Source organism: Caballeronia sp. RCC_10 (genome assembly GCF_041360715.1).
GTDB classification, from domain to species: domain Bacteria; phylum Pseudomonadota; class Gammaproteobacteria; order Burkholderiales; family Burkholderiaceae; genus Caballeronia; species Caballeronia grimmiae.
The window spans coordinates 47,832-72,180 of the sequence record NZ_JBFUPT010000021.1 but is presented as its reverse complement, the minus strand read 5'-3'; the positions used below and the strand labels follow the sequence as shown (position 1 = coordinate 72,180).

At 63.8% G+C, this 24,349-nt stretch carries 23 protein-coding genes; 10 read left to right on the top strand and 13 right to left on the bottom strand.

The window, feature by feature from the left end; all coding sequences use genetic code 11:
• Positions 1 to 18: 18 nt before the first annotated feature.
• From AB6804_RS25780 to pxpB, 10 genes are all read right to left on the bottom strand, one after another.
• Positions 19 to 1,023: a polysaccharide biosynthesis tyrosine autokinase gene (locus AB6804_RS25780; RefSeq protein ID WP_370888844.1), complete on the bottom strand. Its 1,005-nt coding sequence runs from the start codon at positions 1,021 to 1,023 to the stop codon at positions 19 to 21.
• A gap of 80 nt (positions 1,024 to 1,103) precedes the next feature.
• Positions 1,104 to 2,225: a Wzz/FepE/Etk N-terminal domain-containing protein gene (locus AB6804_RS25775; protein ID WP_370888836.1), complete on the bottom strand. Its 1,122-nt coding sequence runs from the start codon at positions 2,223 to 2,225 to the stop codon at positions 1,104 to 1,106.
• Entirely contained in the window at positions 2,222 to 2,659 is a 438-nt protein-coding gene (locus AB6804_RS25770) for a low molecular weight phosphotyrosine protein phosphatase (protein ID WP_370888835.1), read from the bottom strand. Before AB6804_RS25770 ends, AB6804_RS25775 begins: the two co-directional genes overlap by 4 nt.
• A complete protein-coding gene (locus AB6804_RS25765) occupies positions 2,656 to 3,834 on the bottom strand; it encodes a polysaccharide biosynthesis/export family protein (RefSeq protein ID WP_370888834.1) in 1,179 nt (392 codons plus the stop codon). Before AB6804_RS25765 ends, AB6804_RS25770 begins: the two co-directional genes overlap by 4 nt.
• A 15-nt stretch (positions 3,835 to 3,849) precedes the next feature.
• Positions 3,850 to 5,184, bottom strand: coding sequence for an undecaprenyl-phosphate glucose phosphotransferase (locus tag AB6804_RS25760; protein WP_370888833.1), 1,335 nt, complete (start codon positions 5,182 to 5,184; stop codon positions 3,850 to 3,852).
• A 472-nt stretch (positions 5,185 to 5,656) separates the two neighbouring features.
• Positions 5,657 to 6,613, bottom strand: coding sequence for a DUF979 domain-containing protein (locus AB6804_RS25755; RefSeq protein ID WP_370888832.1), 957 nt, complete (start codon positions 6,611 to 6,613; stop codon positions 5,657 to 5,659).
• Positions 6,610 to 7,329, bottom strand: coding sequence for a DUF969 domain-containing protein (locus AB6804_RS25750; RefSeq protein WP_035962291.1), 720 nt, complete (start codon positions 7,327 to 7,329; stop codon positions 6,610 to 6,612). The genes AB6804_RS25755 and AB6804_RS25750 overlap by 4 nt, the downstream gene beginning before the upstream one ends.
• A 128-nt stretch (positions 7,330 to 7,457) precedes the next feature.
• Positions 7,458 to 8,204, bottom strand: coding sequence for a 5-oxoprolinase subunit PxpA (gene pxpA, locus AB6804_RS25745; protein WP_035962293.1), 747 nt, complete (start codon positions 8,202 to 8,204; stop codon positions 7,458 to 7,460).
• 33 nt (positions 8,205 to 8,237) lie between these two features.
• Positions 8,238 to 9,269 (bottom strand): biotin-dependent carboxyltransferase family protein, encoded by a 1,032-nt coding sequence (locus AB6804_RS25740; RefSeq protein WP_370888831.1) that lies wholly within the window; start codon positions 9,267 to 9,269, stop codon positions 8,238 to 8,240.
• Positions 9,266 to 9,919 (bottom strand): 5-oxoprolinase subunit PxpB, encoded by a 654-nt coding sequence (gene pxpB, locus AB6804_RS25735; protein WP_370888830.1) that lies wholly within the window; start codon positions 9,917 to 9,919, stop codon positions 9,266 to 9,268. Before pxpB ends, AB6804_RS25740 begins: the two co-directional genes overlap by 4 nt.
• 174 nt (positions 9,920 to 10,093) lie before the next feature.
• Here pxpB and AB6804_RS25730 point away from each other — a divergent pair, with 174 nt between their 5' ends.
• On the top strand, positions 10,094 to 10,606 hold the full coding sequence (locus AB6804_RS25730; RefSeq protein WP_035962437.1) for a winged helix DNA-binding protein: 513 nt from the start codon (positions 10,094 to 10,096) through the stop codon (positions 10,604 to 10,606).
• Positions 10,607 to 10,619: 13 nt separating this feature from the next.
• On the opposite strand, the gene AB6804_RS25725 is transcribed toward AB6804_RS25730, so the two are convergent.
• Positions 10,620 to 11,246, bottom strand: a complete 627-nt coding sequence (locus AB6804_RS25725) for a 5-formyltetrahydrofolate cyclo-ligase (protein ID WP_370888843.1) — start codon at positions 11,244 to 11,246, stop codon at positions 10,620 to 10,622.
• A gap of 8 nt (positions 11,247 to 11,254) precedes the next feature.
• Here AB6804_RS25725 and AB6804_RS25720 point away from each other — a divergent pair, with 8 nt between their 5' ends.
• The 4 genes from AB6804_RS25720 to AB6804_RS25705 all read left to right on the top strand — a co-directional run bounded on the left by AB6804_RS25720 (position 11,255) and on the right by AB6804_RS25705 (position 16,156).
• Complete coding sequence (locus tag AB6804_RS25720; RefSeq protein WP_370888829.1) at positions 11,255 to 13,222, top strand: transglycosylase SLT domain-containing protein; 1,968 nt, start codon at positions 11,255 to 11,257, stop codon at positions 13,220 to 13,222.
• A 109-nt stretch (positions 13,223 to 13,331) separates the two neighbouring features.
• On the top strand, positions 13,332 to 14,288 hold the full coding sequence (locus AB6804_RS25715) for a complex I NDUFA9 subunit family protein (RefSeq protein WP_035962298.1): 957 nt from the start codon (positions 13,332 to 13,334) through the stop codon (positions 14,286 to 14,288).
• A 12-nt stretch (positions 14,289 to 14,300) separates the two neighbouring features.
• On the top strand, positions 14,301 to 14,924 hold the full coding sequence (locus AB6804_RS25710) for a glutathione S-transferase family protein (RefSeq protein WP_370888828.1): 624 nt from the start codon (positions 14,301 to 14,303) through the stop codon (positions 14,922 to 14,924).
• On the top strand, positions 14,921 to 16,156 hold the full coding sequence (locus AB6804_RS25705; protein ID WP_370888827.1) for a multifunctional CCA addition/repair protein: 1,236 nt from the start codon (positions 14,921 to 14,923) through the stop codon (positions 16,154 to 16,156). Before AB6804_RS25710 ends, AB6804_RS25705 begins: the two co-directional genes overlap by 4 nt.
• An 892-nt stretch (positions 16,157 to 17,048) precedes the next feature.
• Here the strand turns inward: AB6804_RS25705 and AB6804_RS25700 are convergent.
• On the bottom strand, positions 17,049 to 17,243 hold the full coding sequence (locus tag AB6804_RS25700; protein WP_035962304.1) for a DUF2905 domain-containing protein: 195 nt from the start codon (positions 17,241 to 17,243) through the stop codon (positions 17,049 to 17,051).
• 10 nt (positions 17,244 to 17,253) lie between these two features.
• Positions 17,254 to 18,459 carry a class I SAM-dependent methyltransferase gene (locus AB6804_RS25695; RefSeq protein ID WP_370888826.1) on the bottom strand — a complete coding sequence of 402 codons (1,206 nt, stop codon included), beginning with the start codon at positions 18,457 to 18,459 and terminating at the stop codon, positions 17,254 to 17,256.
• Positions 18,460 to 18,472: 13 nt separating this feature from the next.
• On the opposite strand from AB6804_RS25695, the gene AB6804_RS25690 reads away from it, so the two are divergent.
• The 5 genes from AB6804_RS25690 to glmS all read left to right on the top strand — a co-directional run bounded on the left by AB6804_RS25690 (position 18,473) and on the right by glmS (position 24,052).
• Positions 18,473 to 19,318, top strand: coding sequence for an SDR family oxidoreductase (locus AB6804_RS25690; RefSeq protein ID WP_370888825.1), 846 nt, complete (start codon positions 18,473 to 18,475; stop codon positions 19,316 to 19,318).
• A gap of 16 nt (positions 19,319 to 19,334) precedes the next feature.
• Positions 19,335 to 19,736: a dihydroneopterin aldolase gene (locus AB6804_RS25685; protein WP_370888824.1), complete on the top strand. Its 402-nt coding sequence runs from the start codon at positions 19,335 to 19,337 to the stop codon at positions 19,734 to 19,736.
• Positions 19,733 to 20,692 (top strand): tRNA 2-thiocytidine(32) synthetase TtcA, encoded by a 960-nt coding sequence (ttcA, locus tag AB6804_RS25680; protein WP_370888823.1) that lies wholly within the window; start codon positions 19,733 to 19,735, stop codon positions 20,690 to 20,692. The genes AB6804_RS25685 and ttcA overlap by 4 nt, the downstream gene beginning before the upstream one ends.
• 107 nt (positions 20,693 to 20,799) lie before the next feature.
• Complete coding sequence (glmU, locus tag AB6804_RS25675) at positions 20,800 to 22,161, top strand: bifunctional UDP-N-acetylglucosamine diphosphorylase/glucosamine-1-phosphate N-acetyltransferase GlmU (RefSeq protein WP_370888822.1); 1,362 nt, start codon at positions 20,800 to 20,802, stop codon at positions 22,159 to 22,161.
• Positions 22,162 to 22,234: 73 nt separating this feature from the next.
• A complete protein-coding gene (gene glmS, locus AB6804_RS25670) occupies positions 22,235 to 24,052 on the top strand; it encodes a glutamine--fructose-6-phosphate transaminase (isomerizing) (RefSeq protein ID WP_244793848.1) in 1,818 nt (605 codons plus the stop codon).
• Positions 24,053 to 24,349 lie beyond the last annotated feature (297 nt).

The window sequence follows — 24,349 nt, the reverse complement described above, 5'->3', positions numbered from 1 at the left end:
TGTGAGCGACGCGGCCGATCAACTGCCCGTGCCGGCATATTGCGAATACGCCCCATACGCCGTGGCGCTCGCCGGCGTATCCGTAAGCAACGCTCCGTGCAGCGGCACGCCCGCGTTCGCCAACTGGCGCGCGGTTTCGCGAAGTTCGGCAGCGGTGTGACGGCCATGCCGCACGACCAGCAAGGACGCATCGACGTGTCTGCCGATCAGCCCGGCATCGGTCACAGCGAGCACGGGTGGCGAGTCGATAACCACGTAGTCATAGCGCTCACGCAGATGCTTCAGAACACTCGCGAGCCGTTCGTTCATGAGTAGTTCAGATGGCCGATCGGGCATCCCCCCGCCGGTGATGACGTCGAGACCCGGAAGCACGTTGCGGTTAATCACCGCATCCGCTTCCGCGTCACGCAGCAGATTCGAGAAACCCGGTTCCCGCTTCAGCCCGAGCACGCCGCTCAAGTTGCCGCGACGCATGTCGCCGTCGATCAACAGCACGCGAGCGCCGCCCGTCGCGATCACCGCCGCGAGGTTGACCGCGATAAACGATTTGCCGATCCCCGGCCGCGCGCCGGTAACCATGACGATCATGTTCCGCTTCTTGAGCACGCCGAACTGAAGCGCCGTGCGCAAGCTGCGCAGACCTTCGACAGCGACGTCGTTCGGGGCGAGCGCGGCGAGCACTCGATGGTTCGACGAACCACGTCGGCGCGAAGCGGCAAGTGCCGCCTCGCGTGGGGAGTGCGAGATGATCGCGAGCACAGGAAGGTCGATCGCGCTTTCAATCTCGGCAGGCGTTTCCAGCCCGCGATTGAACAGGCGTCGACCGAGCGCGAGGGCGCAGCCCGCCACCAGACCGAGCAGGACCGAAAGCACCAGAGCCAGCGCCTTCTTCGGTGCAACCGGCTTCTCCGGCGTCACCGCATAGTCGACCGTCCGTACATTGCCCAGTTGACCGGCCTTGAGCACGCTCAATTGCTGCGTGCTGTTCAGCAGACTCGTATAGAGGTCGTTGCTGACTTTCACATGGCGCAAGAGCCGCACTGCGTCCTGCTGAACGGAGGGCAGGGCGCTGATTCGATGATCGAAATCGCCCGATTGCCGCTTCAATTCGCCGATGCTTGCATAGATGGCCACCACTTCCGGATGGTGCACCGTATAGCGCTGCACGAGCTCAGTGCGCTTCTGTTCCAGTTCGACGATCTTCGACCTGTTTTCGACCACCGACTGAAGCAGCAACTTGCTCTGCTCTTCGAGATCCACCGCGCCGTTTTTTTGGCACGGAACTCGTTGTAGCGTGCTTCGGCGCGGTCCAGATCGGCCCGCAGTTGCGGCAACTGATCGGCCAGGAAGGCGAGCATCTGTTGCGCCTGCGCGGATTTCCGGTCGACATTGCGCTGCACGTACAGCGTGGCGATGGTGTTGACGGTCGTCGCCGTCAGTTCGGCATTCTTTCCATCCAGCGACATGCCGACGATGCCCGACTGCTTCGTCTTCTCCGCGATCTTCAGCGCATCCTGGAGATCGGCGATGGTCTGCTGGGTCGAAAAGCGCTTCAGATCGAAGCGAGTACCGGAGCGCGCAAGCAGTGACCTGACGGTCAGCGTGACTCCGCCCGCGCTCGCCGTCTCGCCCACGCGTCCGCGCAATATGGTGTCGCCGTCCGGCGACACAAGTTCGTAGCGTTCGCCGTCCCGAGCGATCAGCGTGAAGGTCTTCTCGTACTGCGTCGAAGGCACATTGAACGCAGATACGCCGATGCGCTCGCCGCCCCACGCGAAGCTGCCAAGACCGAAGGCGGCGCTCCCAAGTCCGCTGCCGGCCGTGTAGCGCACATACGGCGCGCCGACGATCGGAACGTAATGCGGACGCGCATCGATGTCGAGATGGAGTCGGTTGACCGCGTCGCCCACCACGTTGCGCGAACGCATCAGCTCGATTTCTGCGTCCGCGCTCGCCTTGTTTTGAAACAGCGCCGCGAGGTCGCCCAGCTTGTCGTTCAGCGAGCCGGCACCGCTGTCGTCATCGACCTGGATGAGCACGTCGGCACGATAGGTCGGCGCCCAGAGAAACGCATAGAGCGAGCCGATCGACAGCACGCAGGCCGTTGCGATTGCAATGAGCTTCCGGTTTTCGCGAAGCACTGTGAGCACTTCCGAAAGAGAAATCTCGTCGTTGTCGGGCGTGGAGCGCGACTGATTGGGAGGCTGCTGCATAACGTCTTTCATTGCGGCTCGATCAGCCTGTGAGTCCATTGCGAGATGCCGTGTCGAATCTGGGCGAAGGCGAGTTCGGACACGGTTCGATGGCGTCGATACGGGTCCATGACGTCCGCTCTGTCGTCCTCGCAAAGGCGAAATACCTTGCCGCGCGCCGATGGAAACGCGGCCTTCACCCAGTCGCACTGGGCCAGTGTCATGGTGAGAATCAGATCGGCGTCGCGCACGAGCGACGCGTCGAGTTGCCTCGCGACGTGCGAATCGAGCGCAATACCGTGTGCTTGCGCGAGTTCGCCGATGACTGCGTCCACAGGCGCGCCAACGAGCGCAGCCGTCCCCGCCGACGTCACCTCGACATCCGCAAGCTCATGGGCCAGCAACGCCGCCGCCACCGGACTCCGGCACACATTCCCCTCGCACACCATCAACACGGAGCGGATCATTTCGCGATCACTCCCGCCGTAAGCCCCGTGCTGATCAGCGGCATCAACAGGCTCATCACGCGGTTGAAGCGCACGAGACCATTGCCGTCGACATAAACGATGTCCTTCGGCTGCAGGTCGAAATCCTTCGCGACGAGCATCGCGACCGGCGACCGGCTGTCGAGATGGAACACTTCGGGCTTGCCGTCGCGCGAGCGGATGACGAACATCTGCGCGGTGTCCGCCGTGTTCGCGTTCACACTGCCCACTTGCGACAGCGCATCCGCGAGCGACAGCGTGCCGTCGCGTCGCGGCACCGCCGAACCGGGCTTGCTGACTTCGCCCATCACGTAGACGCCGTTGTCCTCGCGCGAGGTCACGCGCAGCACGTCGCCCGCCTTGAGGAACAGCGTCGACGGATCGACGCCCTGCGCCAGCATCCGCGTCACATCGAGCCGATGCGGCACGCCATTGCGCATGAGCACGACATCGCTTTGATCTGCACTATCGGAGAAGCCGCCCGCGTGTGCGATCGCGTCGTAGAAATTGAGCGGCACATCCGTCAACGAGAACACACCGGGCGACCGGACTTCACCATCGACATAAACCTGACGCGAACGGTACGACGCCATGCGAACCGTCACCTGCGGATTCACGAAATAGCGCGAAAGCGCGGATGTCAGCCGCTCGCGGATTTGTTGCGTGCCGAGGCCCGCCACGTTGAGAGTGCCCGCGTAAGGGAAGGCGAGCTTGCCGCTTTGATCGACGACGAAGCCCGCCGCCGGATCGCCCGGCTTCGATGGCCCCTGCGTCTGAGTGGAGCCGACGGCCTGCGCAAGCTCGGGGTGATCCCACACGACGATCTGCAAGACATCGCCCGGGCCGACCGTATAAGGTTGCGGCGCCGCGAACAACTGGCGCGCCTGTGAGTCCTGCCAGGCACTGCGCTTCTCCGCGAGGCTTCTCACGGTCGCGAGATCCAGCTCGGTGATCGGAATCTCGGGCGTCGCGGCCGTCGGCGCAACGGAGGACCGGCTGGTCTGCACGCCATCGTTTGTGTTCGCCCCGGTGAGCATCTTAAAGCCCGGTGCGGCGGCGCAGGCGCTCAGAAGTGCTGCCAGTGCGATCGCGGCGCCAAGCCGCGGAGTGGAAGCGCGCCGCATTGCGTCGCAGGCGCGTTCAATCGAATACTTCATGGATGACTCTGCGCTTCAATAAGCGTTGTGATGAACGAAGCCCCGCACGATCGTCGCGAAGAGGATGCGTACATCGAAGGCCAACGACCAATTGCTGAGATAGAACAAATCGTGTTCGACGCGCTTTTGCATCTTCTCGATGGAATCCGTTTCGCCGCGCAGCCCGTTCACCTGCGCCCAGCCCGTGATGCCCGGCTTGATGCGATAGCGATGGATATAGCCATCGACGATTTCCTGATACAGCGCGTCGTGCTCGATGGCATGCGGACGCGGCCCCACCACCGACATGTCACCGCGCAGCACGTTGAGGAACTGCGGCAGTTCGTCGAGGCTCGTGCGGCGCAACAGCGCGCCAAGGGGCGTGATCCGGGCATCGCCGCGCGTGGCCTGCTCGACCACGCCGTCGCCCGGCGCGTGAACGTGCATCGTGCGGAACTTGAAAATCTGAAAAGGCTCGCCCTTCGCTCGGTGGCGCCACTGCCTGAACATCACCGGACCCGGCGACGAGCACTTCACCGCAAGTGCAATGAGCAGCAGAAGCGGTGAAAGAGCGATCAGCGCGCACGTCGCGAAAACACAGTCGAAGATGGCCTTGACGCCCAGCGCGCGATCCGTGAGCGGCGCTGACACCAGATTGACGGCGAATGCGGTATCGACGTCGGCGGCATCGCTGCGAAAGCGCGCGTGCTTGCCGACATCCGGAAGGAAGCGGATGTTCAGCAAGTCATTGCGGAAGATGTCGAGGAAGCGCAGAAGCGTCGCTTCATCGGTCAGCGGAAGCGCGAGCCATAGTTCGTCGATGCGCTGCTCGCGCACGTAGGCGACGAACGGCTCCGTGTGGCAGAAGAGCCGGATGCCGTCGGTATTCGCCGTCGCTGCTTCGTTCAGATCGAACCGTGCGTCGATGCGATACACGGAATCGCGCCTGGCGAGAAAGCGCTGCAGGAACGCATCGCAATGATCGCCACGTCCGACTAGGGCAACCGAGCGCGTTCGCACACGTCGGGCGCGAATTATTCGGATGACGAAGCGGCACCCCATCACACCCGCGAACGTCGACGATGCCCAGCAGGCGAACCCCATGAGCGATGGCTGAAACTCGCGATGCATCGACATCGCGGCGAACGTCGCGAGCGCTTCGCACAGCGTCCATGCCAGCGCCGGCCCGAGAATGCCGGCGACAGTCCCGCTGCACTGCCGACTGCGCACGGATTGGCCGGCCCAGGCGAGCAACACGGCGAACGCTGCCGCGGCGCTCACATAGCCGGCCTCGGAGGACTCGCCGAACACGCGATACGCAAAAAGCGCGCTCCCGAGAGCGACGAACGCTTCGCACAGACGCAGTGGCACGTCGCGGCCAGAAGGCCGCTCCAACAACAGAGAATATCTCGACAATCGCATGGCGGAACCGGCGGTGATACCGGGGCACCGAACCGCGCCAGACACAGGCAGCGGTCCACCGGACCATCGGCTAACTTCGACCCAAACAAACGGCCGCTGTACTCGGGCTGCGAGACTTACTCCGCTCGCATGCCGGTCAGCGACTCATCTTCGAAAGGGTCGCAACGCATGTGCGTCACGACCGAAAGGGGCGAAGTCTCCGGGAAGCATCGGCATGCAGGAATAGGAGCGATCCGAATTAAAAGAACGCTAAAAAATACAAGCGGACGACGAGACGAGAGATCAAGCGGGAGACGGCGCACGCCGTCACGCGAGGGGAGGGGTGACGCATCGCCATGTCGCGGCGGCGCGCAATGTAGGACAAATCGTGGAGGAACGGCGCGTGCGAACTTATCGACACGCGCCGCTCGTTAATGCGGCTTCAGATGAACATCAGCCAGTTCAACAAAAAGATATTCACGACCAGCAACGTCAACGCAGTCGGCACTTGCACCTTGATGACCGCGTTCTTGTCGGGTAATTCGAGCAGCGCCGCCGGCACGATGTTGAAGTTCGCCGCCATCGGCGTCATCAGCGTGCCGCAGTAGCCGGAGAACATGCCGATCGCGACCATCGTCGCCGGATTGCCGTGAAAGACGCCAACGAGAATCGGCACGCCGACGCCGCCCGTCATTACCGGGAACGCGGCGAAGCCGTTGCCCATCACCATCGTGAACAGCGCCATGCCGATGCAGTACACCGCCACCGCGACGAGCCTGTAATCGAGATTCACGTAAGCCGTCGTCACGTGCGCGACCGCCTTGCCGACGCCCGCGTCGGAGAACACGAGCCCGAGCATGCCGAGCATCTGCGGCAGCACGGCGGCCCACGACAGCGCATCGATCAGGCGGCGCGCTTCACGCATCGACTGCCCGACGGTATCGCGCGTCATCACGCACGCGACCGCCAGCGCGATCACGCAGCCGATGCCGAAGCCGATCAGCGTCACGTTCTTCAACTCGATGAGGGGCCTGCCGCCGAACACGAGATGACTTGCGCCGAGCGTCAGGATGACGGTCACGACGGGAATCGTCAGCGCGGGCACGAAGAGCTTGTTGCCGAGACGCATGGCGCTCTGGCGGCGCGTTTCATCGGAGAGCATCTTCGGCTTCGCGCCGGTGACGCCGCCGAGACCCGCGATCAGCGCCATCGCCACGACCAGCACGCCGACGACCGATGCCGGCAGCCAGTCGCCGATGAGGAAAATCAGCGCATACACGAGCCAGAACACGCCCGTGGTCAGCCGGCGAGGATGCGACTTGTCGGTGAGGATCATGCCCGCGACGACCACGAGCACGATGCCGACCAGATAGAAGAGATAGTTGATCGTCAGCGTCATGCTTTTTCTCCGGCGACGTTGCGGGTGAGCGCATCAAGTTCGCGCGTCAGTTGACGATCGAGCAGCCAGAGGCGAAAGCCATGAATCAGGAACGCGCAGATGGCGGTCGGGATGCCCCAGACGGCCACGTGCATCGGCTCGACGATGATGCCCGCTTCCTTCAGGAACGTGACCATCAGCACGATCGCGCCGAACGCCACGAAGATGTCCTCGCCGAAGAACAGGCCGACGTTATCGGTCGCGGCCGAGTATGCGCGCAGCTTGTAGCGCACGGCATCGGACAGCTTGCCGTAGCGCGCTTCCGTCGCGCCTTCCGCCATCGGCGCGAGCAGCGGCCGCACCATCTGCGGATGACCGCCGAGGCCCGTCAGGCCGACCGCCGCCGTCAGTTCGCGCACCAGCAGATAGACGATCAGCAGACGCCCGGCCGTCGCCGCGCGAATGCCCGAGATCCAGATTTGCGCGCGTTCGCGCAGCCCGTGCCGCTCCAGCAAGCCGATCACCGCGAGCGGCAACAGGATGATGAGCGGGATGTTGCGCGTCTTCAGAAAGCCGGTGCCGATGGCGCTCAGAATGCGCTCCGGCGGGAAGTGAGCCGCGAATCCGGTGATGATCGCGGCGGCGGCGACGATCAGCATCGGATTGAAGCGCAGCACGAAGCCCACGATGATGACGGCCACGCCGATGAGCGGCCATAAACTGACTGGGGTTGCCATGAGATCTCCAAACGAACATGGATGAAAACACCGCGCCTCGAACTGGGCGCGTGGTGACTGCGCGGCTCTCGTGGCCGCTTGCTAAAACGCCCCGGCGGTGCGGGGCGTTCAGTGCTCGGTTACGTCGCTCAGGCGGCGCGGGCGGCGCGCACGCCAATGCCCGCGACAGCCAGCGCGCCGCGAATGCGCCGTGCAAACGCGAGCGCGTGTTCGCCATCGCCATGCAGGCAGATGGTCTGCGCATTCAACGGCACCCATTCGCCCGATACGGCCTGCACGCGCTGCTCGCGCACCATCGACAGCGTGCGGTCGAGCACGGCGTCTTCGTCGTCGAGCAATGCGCCCGGCTCTTTGCGCGGCACGAGCGAGCCATCCGCGCGATAGCCGCGATCCGCGAACACTTCTTCGATCGCGCCGAGCCCCGCGCGCTTCGCGGCATCGACGAGACCGCTGTTCGCCAGACCGAAGATCAGCAGCGTCGGATCGAAATCGCGCACGGCGGCGACGATTGCATCGGCGATTTGCGGCGTTTTCGCCGCCTGGTTGTACAGCGCGCCATGCGGCTTCACGTGCGCGATGCGCCCGCCTTCCGCTTTCGCGATCGCAGCGAGCGCGCCGAGCTGATACAGCACGCCCGCGTAAATCTCTTCGGGCGGCAGGTCCATTTCCTTGCGGCCGAAGTTCTCGGGATCGTTGAAGCTCGGGTGCGCGCCGATCGCCACGCCTTTCGCCACCGCCCAGCGCACGCAGTCGCGCATCGCGGTGGCGCCGCCCGCATGCCAGCCGCACGCGATGTTCGCGGAACTCACGAGGTCGAGCAGCGCTTCGTCCGAGCCGCAGCCTTCGCCGAGGTCGGCGTTGAGATCGATTTCCATGTTAGTCGTCGATGTAGTCGTTGGGTTTGTGTGTTATCGCGCGATGCGTTCTTCGTGCATCGCGATGGCTGTTTCCACCTGTTTCACATACTGCCGTTCTTCAGCGAGCGCGTGGCGCGCTTCCTCCACCGATGTCTCGATGAAGCGCACGCCTCCGTTCAGCCGCGCCTGCGCGAGCTTCCACAAGTCCGCGCGAATGACTGCGCCGATTTTCGGATAGCCGCCCGTGGTCTGGGCATCGCCCATCAGGATGATCGGCTGGCCGTTCGGCGGGACCTGGATCGTGCCGGGCAAGACCGCGTGTGACAGCAGTTCGGTCTTGTCGCGGCGCTCGAGCGCCGTGCCCGCGAGCCGGAAACCCATGCGGTTGCTGTTCGGCGTGATCGTCCACTCCTCGTTCCAGAAGTCGTCGTGAGCCTTGTCGCTGAAGCTCGCATATTCCGGACCGCGCAGCACGCGGATCGGCACGGCCCACGCGAGGCCGGGCGCGTGGCGGCCGCGGCGCAGGGGCTCATCGACGAGAACGAACTTGCACCACGCGGGCGCCTTGACGCCGAATGCCGGTTCCTCCGGCGAAAACGCGATGCCCTTGTGCGGCTGCGGCACGCCTGCCGGCAAGCGGTCGCCGTCGCGCAACGCGCGCCCTCCGAGCCCGCCGAAGCACGCGCCGAGGTCGGTGCTGCGCGAGCCGAGCATCGGCAGCACGTCGATGCCGCCCGCGATGCACACATAGCCGCGCATGCCGCGCTTCGCCGCGCGCAGCGTCAGTTCCTGGCCCGCGCGCACCGGAAGGCTCCACCACGAATAGACCGGCACGTCGTCGAGCGTCGCGCCGAAGTCGGTGCCCGTGATGGCGATGCGCGTCGCGCGCTTGAAGCGAAGCACCGTCGGCCCGAACGTCACCTCGATGCCCGCCGCATCCGGCCGGTTGCCGACGAGTCGATTGCCGATTTCGAGCGACAGCGCATCCAGCGCACCGCCCGAACTGACGCCGAGATGGCGGTATCCGTGGCGGCCGAGATCCTGCACCGTGGACAGCACGCCTGCGCGAATCACGTCGATCATGCGCGCACCTCCAGCGCCGTGAAGCGCACGCGGTCGCCGGGCTGCATCAGCGTCGGCGGATTGCGCGACGGATCGAAAAGCCTGAGTTCGGTGCGGCCGAGCAGTTGCCATCCTCCCGGCGATGCAGCCGGATAGATGCCCGTCTGCGCACCGCCGATGCCCACCGATCCGGCCGGCACTTCGAGGCGCGGCTCGCGTCGGCGCGGCATATGCAACGCGGGATCGAGCCCGCCGAGATACGCGAAGCCCGGCTGAAAGCCCAGGAAGAACACGATGTACTCCGCTTCGGTGTGACGCTTCACGACTTCATCGATGGACAGGCCCCCGTGCTTCGCCAGCTCCGCGAGATCGGGGCCGTCCTCGCCGCCGTAGCGCACCGGAATCTCGATCGTGCTGCCGGGCGCATCGGCGCTGCCGGCGGCGTTCCATCCGGCTTCGAGTTGCGCGGCGAGGCTTTCGTAGTCGGCGTCGAGCGGATCGAAGACGATCGTCAGATTGTTCATGCCGGGCACGACTTCGACGACATGCGGCATCAGGCGCGCACGCTCGGCGAGCGCCCAGATGCGTCGCTGGCAGTCGATCGTGGCGGGCGGCGCGGCTTCGCAAACAAGCGCGCAGTCGCCGAGCGGATGGATTCGTGGTGGTGTCATGGCTTCCAGTCTTGCGTCGGCACGGCGCGCGGAGAATGCGTTTTTCTTCGCCGCGCCGTGCACACAATGTTACATTGTCAATAAATTATCAAGAAGTTATCAATACGCGTTTGTCTGGAGTGCGGCGCAAGCGGGTTCCGCTAGACTCCGGTTCAATCTCAAATGGTCATCGCCATGTCGCGTCATCCTGCCAAGATCGTGTCGTCCGAGCACCTCGTCTCCGAAACCAGCGCGGAACTTTCCGAGTTCGAATATGCGCTCATCATGGCGAGCAATGCGTTCAATCGATGGATGGTGCGCTGCATGTCCGCAGCCGGCGCGAAAGACATGACAGCGGTGGAAGTGTCGCTGCTGCATCACGTGAATCACCGGGATCGCAAGAAGAAGCTCGCGGATATCTGCTTCGTGCTGAATATAGAGGACACGCACGTCGCGACTTATGCGCTGAAGAAGCTCGTGGCGCGCGGCTACGTGGCGAGCGAGAAAGCCGGCAAGGAAGTATTCTTCTCGGCGACGCCGGCGGGGCGCGAACTGTGCGGGAAGTATCGCGAAGTGCGCGAGAGCTGCCTGATCTCGGCGCTGCGCGAAAGCGGATTGACCAATGAACAGATCGGCGAGGCCGCGCAGTTGATGCGCAACGCATCCGGCCTCTACGACACCGCCGCGCGTGCGGCGGCATCGCTTTAAGGGCGGCGGGCCCTCAGTAAAGCGCCGCTTCGGTGACGATCGCATCGAGCGGCATGTCGTGCAGTTCGCGCGGCAACGCATCGAGCTTGCCCGCTTCGTACGCAATGCCGATCGTGACCGGCTTGCGCGCGGCCGGCCACGCGGCGAGCGTGCGGTCGTAATAGCCACCGCCGTATCCCAGCCGATAACGGTCCGCGTCGAAACCGACGCACGGCACCAGCAACAATTCCGGCACCACGACGCGCTCTTCTTCCGGCACGGGAATTCGATAACGGCCGGCCTTCATCGGCGAGTCTGCGCGCCAGGCGTGAAAGGCCATGGGCGCGTGAGGCTGCACGACGACGGGCAACGCGGCCTCGCGTGCATCGCCGGCATTGCCCGATGCGAGCCAGTCGGTCAGCACGGCGCGGGCATCGAATTCGCCGGCCACCGGCCAATAAAAGCCGATGCATCTGACCGGGCGTGCTTCGAGCACCACGCGAAGCCGCTCGCCGAGCGCGGCATCGGCGGGCACCCGCGACGGCTCTTCCTGCTGCGCTTCGCGCCTTGCCAGCAGCGTCGCGCGCAAGGTGCTTTTGGGTTCCGCGCAAACGTTGCGTGCTATGCTTTGGACCGATCTTTGGACCACCTCGCGCTCCAGTAATAACGATGTCAAAACGCCTCAACCGAGTATATCTTGCGGCCGGCTACGCCCTTGCCGCCGCTACGCTGGTCGCATGCGGAACGGCCACCGCCGTCCCGCCGGACGCGGACTTTGCTCCGTCCTCCGACGATCGCATTTTCATGCAATTGCGCGAGGCGTCACGTGCGAACGATGCGGGCCGCGCCGCTTTGCTCGCCTCGCAGATTCCGAACTATCCGGCGCCTGGCTATATCGACTATTTCACGATCAAGCCGCAGCTTTTCGATGCGCAAGGCCACGCGCGCCCCGACGCGCCGGATGCACCCGTGCTCTCGTTCCTGCAGCGCTACGACGGTCAGGCCATTGCCGACCGCATGCGCAACGACTATCTCGTCGTGCTCGGCGGCCGTCACGACTGGCGCAACTTCCAGGAGCAGTATTCCCGTTTCGTGCTCAACGACGACACGCAGGTCAAATGCTATGCGCTCGAAGCGCGCATGTCGCGCGGTGAGAATGTCGCGGATGCGGCGCGCGCACTGCTCGTCGATCCGAAATCGTACGGCGACGGCTGCGTCGATCTGATCGCTGCGCTCGCGGAGTCCGGCCAGTTCACGAGCGACGACATCTGGCAGCAAATCCGCCTCGCCTATGAGCAGAACTACACGACGACCGGCGCGAATATCGTCGATGCGCTCGGCCAGGAGAGGCCGAAGCCCGAACTGCTCGATAACGCCGTCAACAAGCCGCCGCTTTATCTGGCGCGCGGCGTCATGCCGAACACGCCGGCGCATCAACTGACGCTGCTCGCCGTCACGCGCCTCGCCCGCAACGATCCGGCGATGGCCGCTGCCACGTTCAGTTCCGTCGCGCCGAGCCTGACGGCCGCCGAGCGCGCCGTGGGCTGGGGCACCATCGGCTATCAGGCGGCGCTGAAGCGCATGCCGGCGGCGGCGGACTGGTATCGGCTGTCGGCGAATGCGCAGTTGTCTAATCCGGCGTACGAATGGCGCACGCGCAGTGCGCTGCTCGCCGGCGACTGGAACATGGTGCGCTGGTCGGTCGAGCAGATGCCGCCGACGCTTCGCAGCCAGCCTTCGTGGACCTACTGGCACGCGCGCGCCGTCAAGCAGGCCGGCGATACCGCCACGGCGAATCAGGAATTTCAGGGCATCGCGGATCAATACAACTTCTATGGCCAGCTCGCGCTCGAAGAGCTGGGGCAGAAGATCACGCTGCCGCCGCGCACGACCGTATCGGATGCGGAAGTCACGCAGATGCAGTCGGTGCCGGGCTTCGGGCTGTCGCAGCGTTTCTACGCGCTCAATTTGCGGCTCGAAGGCAATCGCGAATGGAACTGGCCGCTGCGCACGATGACCGACCGGCAACTGATCGCCGCCGCGCAGTACGCGAAGCGCATCGAACTGTTCGACCGCACCGTCAACACGGCCGACAAGACGAAGAGCGAACACGATTTCTCGCTGCGCTATCTGTCGCCGTTCCGCGAGATCGTCGAGCGCGATGCGCAGAACACCGGGCTCGATATCGAATGGGCGTACGGGCTGATTCGGCAGGAGTCGCGCTTCATCATCAACGCGCGGTCGGAAGTCGGCGCGGGCGGCTTGATGCAACTGATGCCCGGCACGGCGCAACTCGTCGCGAAGAAGATCGGTCTCGGGCCGGTGTCGCGCGCGCAGATGAACGACATCAACACGAACATCCTGCTCGGCACGAATTACCTGTCGATGATCTACAATCAATTCGACAACTCGCCCGTGCTCGCCACCGCTGGCTATAACGCCGGTCCCGGACGGCCGAAGCAATGGCGGCAGGATTTGCGGGCGCCCGTCGAGGGCGCGGTTTTTGCTGAAACCATTCCGTTTTCCGAGACGCGCGATTACGTGAAGAACGTGCTGTCGAACACCGTGTATTACGCCGCGTTGTTCGAAGGCCGTCCGCAATCGCTGAAGGCGCGGCTAGGTTATATCGCGCCGTAAGCGCATTCACACGACGCCGCGCGTTCCGACACGCGCGGCGGCTCGTCTTCGTATCTGTCCGCGCATTCGTCAGCCGCAACCGGCAAGCCGTGATATCCAAGAGGCGAACATGCGACATCAAAACGTAGCGCTCATCGGCGGTTCCGGCTTTATCGGGAGCCATCTCGTCAACGCGCTCGTCGATCTCGGCAAGAACGTGCGCATCGCCACGCGGCGGCGCTCGAACGCCGCGCATCTGACGCTGCTTCCCGTCGATGTCCTCGAAACCGACGTGCACGATCCCGTGAAGCTCGCCGCGTTCGTTGCGGAAGCGGATGCGGTCATCAATCTCGTCGGCGTGCTGCATGGAAGGCGCGGCGATCCCTACGGCCCGGAGTTCGCGCGTGCGCACGTGGAATTGCCGCGCAAGATCGCCGCCGCATGCGAGGCGAAGGGCGTGCGCAGATTGATCCACATGAGCGCGATCGGCGCGGATGCAGAAGGTCCGAGCATGTATCTGCGCTCGAAGGGCGACGGCGAGAAGCTGATTCGCGAGTCGGGCCTCGACTGGACGATCTTCCGCAGTTCCGTCGTCTTCGGCCCCGAGGACAATCTGCTGAATCAGTTTGCGTTCCTTCAGCGCATCTTTCCGGTGATCCCGCTCGCTTGCGCCGATGCACAGTTCCAGCCGGTGTTCGTCGGCGATGTCGCGAAGGCCATCGTGAACGTGCTCGATCTCGATGCTGCCAACCGCATGACCTACGAACTCGCGGGTCCGGGCGTGTACACGCTCGCCGAACTGGTGCGCTTCGCGGGCGCGACGATCGGGCGGCGTGCGCGCATCATCAAGTTGCCCGACAGCCTCGGCCGCCTGCAGGCGATGACGCTCGAAATGGCGCCCGGCGAACCGCTGATGTCGCGCGACAATCTGGATTCGATGCGCACGCCGAGCATCGCGAGCGGCCCGCTTGCGCCGGAACTGGGCATCGGCGAGCCGGCGAGCATCGAGGCGATCGCGCCGCTGTATCTCACGGGCAACTCGCCGCGCTCGCGCTTCAATACCTTCCGCGCCACGGCGCATCGTTGATTTCGGAGCCGCATGAAACTCGTTATCGGTGACAAGAACCTTTCCTCCTGGTCGATGCGTCCGTGGGTGCTGCTCAGGCATTTCGGCCTGGCGTTCGACGAGACGCTGATCCGCCTCGACCGGCCCGACACGAAGGCGAAGATTCTCGACGTCACGCCATCGGGCAAGGTGCCGTGCCTCATCACCGATAACGGCGATGCCGTGTGGGAATCGCTTGCGATCATGGAGACGATTGCGGAGAACCATCCGCAACACGCGATGTGGCCGCGCGACGCGGCTGCCCGCGCGCTTGCCCGCAGCGTCAGTGCGGAGATGCACGGCGGCTTCGCGGACCTGCGTCAGAACATGCCGATGCAGATCGACCTGCACGCGCTCGGCCTGGGCGCGACGCCGGCGACGCTCTTCGATATCGCGCGCATCGACGCGATGTGGAACGACTGTCTCGCGCGATCGGGCGGGCCGTTCCTGTTCGGCGAGTTCGGCATCGCGGATGCGATGTACGCGCCGGTCGTCATGCGCTTCAACTCTTACGAGCCTGCGTTGAGCGAGGGATCGCGCGCCTATGCGCGTCGCGTGACGGCACTGCCGGCGGTGGCTGCGTGGATCGACGATGCGCGCAAGGAAGCCGCGCGATGAATATTTACGCGGTAGGCGGCGCGATTCGTGATGCGTTGCTCGGCATGCCGGTGATGGATCGCGATTACGTGGTCGTCGGCGCGACGCCCGAGCAGATGGTGGCGCAGGGGTATCGACCGGTCGGGAAGGACTTTCCGGTGTTTTTGCATCCGCAGACGCACGAGGAGTACGCGCTGGCGCGCACGGAGCGCAAGACGGCGGCGGGCTATCACGGATTCCAGTTCTATTATTCGCCGGATGTCACGCTCGAAGAGGACCTGGCGCGCCGCGATCTCACGATCAACGCGATGGCGCGGGAAGTGACGCCGGCGGGCGAGCTGACGGGACCGGTGATCGATCCGTTCAATGGCCGGGCGGACCTCGAGAAGAGGCTTTTCAGGCACGTGGGCGATGCGTTCATCGAGGACCCGGTGCGCATTCTGCGGCTTGCGCGTTTTGCTGCGCGCTTTGCGGATTTCACCGTCGCGCCGGAGACCGAGGCGTTGATGAAGAGGATGGTCGAGGCCGGCGAAGTGGATGCGCTCGTGCCCGAGCGCGTGTGGCAGGAAGTGTCGCGCGGTCTGATGGAGAAGAAGCCGTCGCGGATGTTCGAGGTGTTGCGCGGCAGTGGCGCGCTTGCGCGGATTCTTCCCGAGATCGATGCGCTTTGGGGCGTGCCGCAACGTGCGGACTATCATCCGGAGGTCGATACGGGCGTTCACGTGATGATGGTGCTGGACTATGCGGCTTCGCAGGGCTTTACGTTACCGGTGCGCTTTGCCGCGCTGACGCACGATCTCGGCAAGGCGACGACGCCGGAGGATGTGCTGCCGCGTCATATCGGACACGAGGGGCGCAGTGTCGATTTGCTGAAGCCTTTGTGCGAGCGTTTGCGTGTACCGAACGAATGCCGCGACCTGGCGATGCTCGTTGCGCGTGAGCATGGGAATATTCATCGCGTGATGGATATGGGCGCGGCGGCGCTCGTGCGCTTGTTCGAGCGGTCGGATGCTTTGCGCAAACCTGCGCGGTTTGCGGAAGCGTTGCAGGCTTGTCTTGCGGATATTCGCGGGCGGTTGGGGCTCGAGGCGCAGCCTTATCCGCAGGCTGAGCGGTTGCGGGTTGCACTGGTCGCTGCTCGTGCTGTTGATGCTGGCGCTGTGGCTTCGCGGTTTGCTTCCGAGCCTTCTCGGATTAAGGATGCGGTGCATGAGGCGCGGGTTGCGGCCGTGCAGAACGCTTTGTTTTCTTGATTGGTTTTTTTTGTTGAGCTTTTTTCGTTGGTGAGCTTTTATTCGTGTCGGTCTATTAGTGCGCCCCTCCCCGGGGCGGGGGTCACTTTCTTGGCTGTCGACCAGAGTTGGCGCTTCAGCGCCTTACTCTGGTCCCATGCAAAGAAAGTAACCAAAGAAAGCAGCTTTTTTCTAGGCCCGAAGCACAGTACGCGTGGCCACTTCGTAGAACAGCAGTGGCACTCAGCTTGAAAGAGCCTTGAATCACCTTCCGCGCCCACTGACTACTAACGTCCTCCGAGCCCCTTGGCTCGACAACACCAGTGGGGCACCAGACTCTACGCGATCAACGCTATTCGAACGTTTGAAACCAAGGAAAGGTAACGGGCACAGCGGCACGGTCACGCAGAAATCTCCGAAAGCAGAAATCGCCTTGCGGGGTCCTGCAAGGTCGAGCGCAACTCAGCCGCTTAGCCGCGCAGTAGCGCAGTAGCACTCGTCAAGAGCGTTGCGAGACGGAAGGGATTGAAATCAGGAATTAAGCGGAGCGCGGGCGACGGAAGCCTGAGTAAAGTGGCTTCGAGTAATCGGTCAGCCCTTAAGTTGTAGCGTGGCGCTGTATATACAGTCGGTGTTAACGAGCCAAGGGGCTCGGAGGACGTTAGTTATCAGCGGGCGCGGAAGGTGATTCAAGGCTCTTTCAAGCTGAGTGCCACGGATGTACTGCGAAGTAACCACGCGTACTGTGCTTCGGGCCTAAAAATAGCTGCTTTCTTTGGTTACTTTCTTTGCATGGGACCAGCGTAAGGCGCTGAAGCGCCAACTCTGGTCGACAGCCAAGAAAGTGACCCCCGCCCCGGGGAGGGGCGCACTAATAGACCGACACGAATACAAGCTCAACGAAAAAAGCCCCCTAAAGCGCCCGAGCAATCAAAGAAAGCAAAATCGAGAGCAACAGCGTCGACATGAAGGGAAACGAATACTCCCGCCCGAAGAGGCGCAAATTGAAATCCCCGGGCAACCGCCCGATCCCAAGCTTCCTGAGCCACGGCCAGCACCCGGAAAGCACGACAAGTGCGATAAAAGTAGTGAGTACCCAGCGAATCATGATCGCGTGCTCAGAGTGTATGAGACCGGTCGCCGGAAGAAAACGCATCCAGTCCGGAAGAAATCCCGCGTGAAAACGCAATTACCTTGAACAACTCGCCCATCTCAGCCTCCGACAACAGCTTCTGCACAGCATTAGCCGCAGGCAAAAACCGCTTCACATCCGAGGGATCGAGATCGCCGAGCACATCCGTAATGCCCGCGTTCATCAAAAACCGCGCTTGCGATGTAAAACCGAGCAAATCCGCCCCCGTCTCGACACCCGCCTCCGCGATACCCGTAAACTCGACGTGCGCCGTCAAATCCTGCAGCCCCGGATACAAAAACGGATCGGTATGCGCGCGATGCCGGTAATGACACATCAACGTGCCGCCCGCGCGCTGCGCATGATAAAACTCGCGGCGCGGGAAACCATAGTCGATGAAAAACGCCGCGCCACGCACGAGCATCGTGCAAACCGTCTTCGTGAACGCGAGCGCCGCTTCATGCGTCTCCGTCAGATATTCAGCGAAAGGCTCGTCATTCGTTTCGTCGATGGCGTCATCGATCAGTGAAATCTGCGGGTCCACAGACAGCGAACGATCCTCGAAGGCAAAGCCATCGCCCTGCACGACGACGCCGCGCTCGTGCCACGCGCCCAGCTTGCGCACCACCAGACGCACCGGCATCGCGTCGAGCACTTCGTTGCCGATCACCACGCCTTCGAACGCATCGGGCAACGCATCGAGCCACTCGACCTTCGCGGCAAGCGCAGGCGCTTGCGCCATCAACGTCGCGCGCTGCCGGTCGCGCAGTTCGCCCGACAAATCCACGATCGCGTAATGCTCGATATCCACGTCGAGTTCCGCGAGCGCCGTCAGCAACCCCGCCGCCAGCTTGCCCGTGCCGGCGCCGAACTCCATCAGCCGCCGCGTGCCGCTCGCCCGCAACGCCTGCGCAACCGGCCGCGCCAGCGTCTTCGCAAATAACGGCGACAGTTCCGGCGCCGTCACGAAATCGCTGCCGTCTTCCGCACGGCGGCCGAATTTCATTGCCCCGCCGCTGTAATAGCCAAGGCCCGGCGCGTAGAGCGCGAGGTCCATGTAGCGGTCGAACGGCAGCCAGCCGCCCGCCGCCGCGATGCGCTCGCGAATCAGTCGGGTCAGCGCTTCGGACTGCGCGAGCGCGTCGGCGCCCGGAGCAGGTAAACTATCGGATCGTTGAGCATTCGGATTCATCCCAGCATTGTAAATGAGCGCTTCCTCGCCGTTTTCCCCCGCAAATTCACCCGATTCCCCCTCCGGGGAACCGCGGACCCGCGCCGTGCTCGTCACGGGCGCGGGCAAACGCATCGGACGGGGCATCGCGCTGGAATTCGCCCGCCAGGGATGGAACGTCGCCGTGCATTACGGAACGTCCGAACGCGAAGCGCGGGAAACCGTCGCGCAGATCGAGGCGCTGGGCCGCCGCGCGGTCGCGCTCCAAGCCGATCTCGCCGATGAAACCGCCGTCGCGCAGCTCGTGCCCGCGTGCGTCGAGTCGTTCGGCTCGCTGCAATGCGTGGTGAACTGCGCATCGCGCTTCGACGAAGACACGGCTACGAACTTCGGCTACGCGAAGCTGATGCAGATGACCGCGGTGAATCTCGCCGCGCCGCTCACGCTCGCGCGCACGCTGCACGAAGCGACGCCCGACGACGCCGCAAACGACGAGGCGCGGCGCGCCGTCGTCATCAACGTGCTCGATCAGAAGCTGTACAACATGAACCCGGATTACCTCTCGTACACGCTGACGAAGGCCGCGCTCGACAACGCCACCGTCGCGCTGGCGCAGGCGCTCGCGCCGAAGCTGCGTGTCGTCGGGCTCGCGCCGGGGCTCACGCTCGTGTCGGCGTGGCAGACGCCCGCGTCGTTCGAGGCGGCGCATCGCGTGACGCCGCTCGGACGCGCATCGACGGTAGACGATCTCGCGCAGGCCGCGTGCTATCTGGCGAACGCGCATGGCGTGACCGGCACGACGCTCGTCGTCGATGGCGGTCAGCATCTCGTACCGAGCCCGCGCGACGTGATGTACATGATCGACGCGCCAAAGCCTTAACCTTGGAACCTCACCCATGCTTGCCGCTCTTTCGCATCCCCGGCTGACCGATTGCCGGCGGCTTTTTCTGCGCAACTACGAAGTGCGCATCAACATCGGCGTGCATGACTTCGAGAAGCGCGGCGAGCAACGCGTCGTGATCAACGTCGAATTGTTCGTGCCGCTCGCGCTGTCGACGCCCGTCGCCGACAAGCTCGCCGAAGTGGTCGATTACGACTTCATGCGATCGACCATCGCCGAGCGCGTGAAGCGCGGCCACATCCACTTGCAGGAAACGCTCTGCGACGACGTCGCCGCCGCGCTTCTCGCGCATCCGAACGTTCGGGCCGTCGCCGTATCGACGGAAAAGCCCGATGTCTATCCGGACTGCGACGCTGTCGGCGTCGAAGTCTTTCGCATCAAAGAGAAACGAGCATGAACGCGCGTGAAGCCATCGACCAAGCAGAAGAAGCGAAGCCGGCGCGCGAAGCCATTACGAAGCGCCAGCAGAAGGAAGCCTACGAGAACAACAAGCTGTTCAAGCGCCTCGCGCGGCAGGTCGGCCAGGCGATCGGCGACTTCAACATGATCGAGCAGGGCGACAAGGTCATGGTCTGCCTGTCCGGCGGAAAAGACAGCTACGCGATGCTCGACGTGCTCTTGCGCCTGCGCGAGCGCGCGCCGATCGACTTCGATATCGTCGCCGTCAATCTCGACCAGAAGCAGCCGGGCTTTCCGGAGCACGTGCTGCCGGAATACCTGTCGAAGCTCGACATTCCGTTCCATATCGAGAATCAGGACACGTACAGCATCGTCAAGCGGCTCGTGCCGGAAGGCAAGACGACGTGCTCGCTGTGCTCGCGCCTGCGGCGCGGCATTCTCTATCGCGTGGCGGGCGAGCTCGGCGCGACGAAAATCGCGCTGGGGCATCATCGTGACGACATCCTTCAGACGCTCTTGCTCAACATGTTCTACGGCGGCAAGCTGAAGGGCATGCCGCCCAAGCTGCAATCCGACGACGGCAAGAACGTCGTCATTCGTCCGCTCGCCTACGTAAAGGAAACGGACCTCGAGAAGTACGCCGAACTGCGCGAATTTCCGATCATCCCGTGCAATCTCTGCGGCAGCCAGCCGAACCTGAAGCGCGCGGAGATGAAGGCGCTGATTCGCGAATGGGACAAGCGTTTCCCCGGGCGCGTCGAGAACATGTTCAACGCGCTGTCGAACGTGGTGCCGTCGCATCTGATGGATAGCGCGCTGTTTCCGTTCGCCAGCCTGCGCGCGACCGGCGAGGCCGATCCGCAAGGCGATATCGCGTTCGACGAAGAACCGTGCGCGAGCGAACCGTCAGGATCGTCGAAGGCTATTTCAATTGTCCAGTTCGACGACCTGTGAACGCCTGTCCATCAAGGCCCGGCGTGCTCTCGCGCGCCTTTTCAGACAAGTTCGCGTGCTATATTGGCCCGACCTCAAACCCGGCTTGAACCCGCAATAAATTCGCGATGAATATCGTCATTCTGGCTGCCGGCATGGGCAAGCGCATGCGCTCCGCCTTGCCAAAAGTCCTTCATCCCCTGGCGGGCCGGCCGCTGCTGGCACATGTCATCGAAACGGCGCGCGCGCTGTCGCCCGTGCGGCTTGTCGTCGTCGTCGGACACGGCGCGGACAAGGTGCGCGAAGCGGTCGGCGCGCCCGACGTTCAGTTCGCCATTCAGGACAAGCAGCTCGGCACCGGACACGCCGTGCAGCAGGCGCTGCCGCTGCTCGATCCTTCCGTGCCGACCCTCGTGCTCTACGGCGACGTGCCGCTCACGCGCGCAAGCACACTGGAGCGTTTGCTCGATGCCGCCGGAACCGAACGCTACGGCGTGCTCACGGTGACGGTCGACGACCCGACCGGCTACGGCCGCATCGTGCGTGACGCGAGCGGCGCGGTGCGCAAGATCGTCGAACAGAAAGATGCGAGCGACGAAGAACGGCGCATCGCGGAAATCAACACGGGCATCGTCGTATCGCCGACGCGCACGCTGGAAGCGTGGCTCGCGTCGCTGAAGAACGACAACGCGCAGGGCGAGTTCTATCTGACCGACGTCGTCGAGCGCGCGATCGAAGCGGGCGTCGAAGTCGTGACGGCGCAACCCGACGCCGAATGGGAAACGCTCGGCGTGAACAGCAAGGTGCAACTCGCCGAACTGGAGCGCATCCATCAGCGCAACGTCGCCCATGCGCTGCTCGAAGCCGGCGTGACGCTCGCCGATCCCGCGCGCATCGACGTGCGCGGCACGCTGGAATGCGGCGCGGATGTGTCCATCGACGTGAACTGTGTGTTCGAAGGCCGCGTGACGCTCGCGGACAACGTGAGCATCGGGCCGAACTGCGTCATTCGCGATGCATCGATCGGCGCGGGAACGCGCGTCGACGCGTACACGCATGTCGAAGGCGGCACGACGGGCGCGAAGGTCGTGCTCGGGCCGTATGCACGCTTGCGTCCGGGCGCGGTGCTCGGCGACGAGGCGCACGTCGGCAATTTCGTGGAAGTGAAGAACGCGGTGATGGGCCACGGCGCGAAAGCGAACCACCTGAGCTATATCGGCGATTCCGATATCGGCGCGCGCGTGAATGTGGGCGCGGGCACCATCACCTGTAATTACGACGGCGCGAACAAGCATCGCACGATCGTCGAAGATGACGTGTTCATCGGCTCGGATACGCAACTGGTCGCGCCGGTGCGCGTCGGGCGCGGCGTGACGATCGCGGCGGGCACGACGGTCTGGAAGGACGTGGGCGAAGGCGAGCTGGTGCTGAACGAAAAGCGCCAGGTCAGCAGAACGGGCTACGTCCGCCCGGCCAAAAAGAAGGTTTGAAGCGCGCCAGGCCGTGCCGGAAGGCGCGGCCTTGTCATTGGTGCGTTCGGTTCAGATTTCAAAGGATATCGCCATGTGCGGAATTGTCGGCGCGGTTGCGCAACGTAACATCGTCCCGGTGCTCGTCGAAGGCTTGCGTCGGCTGGAATATCGCGGCTACGACTCGTGCGGCGTCGCCGTGCTGAGTCATGGCGAGCCGCGCCGCGCTCGCAGCGTCGCGCGCGTGTCGGATCTCGATGCCCAAGTGAAGGAAACGAACCTTGCCGGCATGACGGGCATCGCGCATACCCGCTGGGCGACGCACGGCGCGCCCGTCACCGACAACGCGCACCCTATCTTTTCGCGCGATACCGTGGCGCTCGTGCATAACGGCATCATCGAAAACTACGAGTCGCTGCGCACGATGCTGCGCGACAAAGGTTACGAGTTCGTCTCGCAGACGGATACCGAAGTCATCGCGCATCTGATTCACAGCATGTATCGCGGCGATTTGTTCCAGACCGTGCGCGAGGCCGTCAAGCAACTGCACGGCGCGTATGCAATCGCGGTGATTCACAAGGATCAGCCGCATACGGTGGTGGGCGCGCGCCAGGGTTCGCCGCTCGTCGTCGGCGTGGGCGAGGGCGAGAACTTCCTCGCCTCCGATGCCCTTGCGCTGGCCGGCAGCACGGATCGCTTCGCGTTCCTCGAAGAGGGCGATGTCGTCGAGATCGCGCTCGATGGCGTGAAGATCGTCGATCGCCAGGGCATGCCCGCCGAGCGCGAAGTGCGCGTGGTGGCTGCGTATGGCGGCGCGGTGGAGCTGGGGCCGTATCGTCATTTCATGCAGAAGGAAATCTTCGAGCAGCCGCGCGCGATCACCGACACGATTCCGCAAGGCGATGAATTCACCGCCAGCCTCTTCGGCGAGAACGCGAAGGATGTGTTCGCGGGCATCGACAGCCTGCTGATTCTCGCGTGCGGCACGAGCTATTACTCGGGGCTGACGGCGAAGTATTGGCTCGAATCGATCGCGAAGATTCCGACGCAGGTGGAGATTGCGAGCGAGTACCGGTATCGGGAGTCGGTGCCTAATCCGAAGGCGCTGGTCGTCGTGATCTCGCAGTCGGGCGAAACCGCCGATACGCTCGCCGCGCTCAAGCACGCGCAATCGCTCGGACATGCGCACACGCTCGCCGTGTGCAACGTGAGCACGAGCGCGATGGTGCGCCAGACGGAACTCGCGTTCCTGACGCATGCGGGAACGGAGATCGGCGTGGCGTCGACGAAGGCGTTCACGACGCAGCTCGTCGGCCTTTTCGTGCTGGCGGTGACGCTGGCGAAGCTGCGCGGCCGCGTCGATGCGAAGCAGGAAGCGGCGTATCTCGGTCAGTTGCGTCACTTGCCGGCCGCGCTGAATAGCGTGCTGGCGCTGGAGCCGCAGATCATCGCGTGGTCGGAGGAGTTCGCGCGCAAGGAGAATGCGCTGTTCCTCGGGCGCGGGCTGCATTACCCGATCGCGCTGGAAGGCGCGCTCAAGCTCAAGGAAATTTCGTATATCCACGCCGAGGCGTATCCGGCGGGCGAACTGAAGCACGGGCCGCTCGCGCTCGTGACCGAAGCGATGCCGGTCGTGACCGTCGCGCCGAACGACACGCTGCTCGAGAAGCTGAAGTCGAACATGCAGGAAGTGCGGGCGCGCGGCGGAGAGCTGTATGTGTTCGCTGATGCCGATACGCGCATCGTCAGCGAGGACGGCATCCATGTCATTCGCATGCCGGAGCACTACGGTGCGTTGTCGCCGATTCTGCATGTGGTGCCGCTTCAGTTGCTGGCGTATCACACGGCGTGTGCGCGTGGGACGGATGTCGACAAGCCCCGGAATCTGGCCAAGTCGGTGACGGTGGAGTGATGTTGGTAGGGATGTAGCGGGATGCTCGAAGCGCCTCTTCCGAGGCGCTTTTTTTTCGTCCTGCACGCGACCCGCTTCCGCGTTTACCTGTGGACAAACCTGTCGACACTGCGCCGGTTAACCGTTGACGCTTTCTGCATAACCCGCCGTCCCGCGAGAATCACCGAAAGTTGTCCCGGCTTCCGCCCGCAATCCGCCAAACCATACCGAAGTTGTTTACTCGGCAAGTCATTGACGCAAAACGCTCGAAGCGGGTTATCCACTGAAACGGCGCAGGCTTGTTAACTACTACCACGT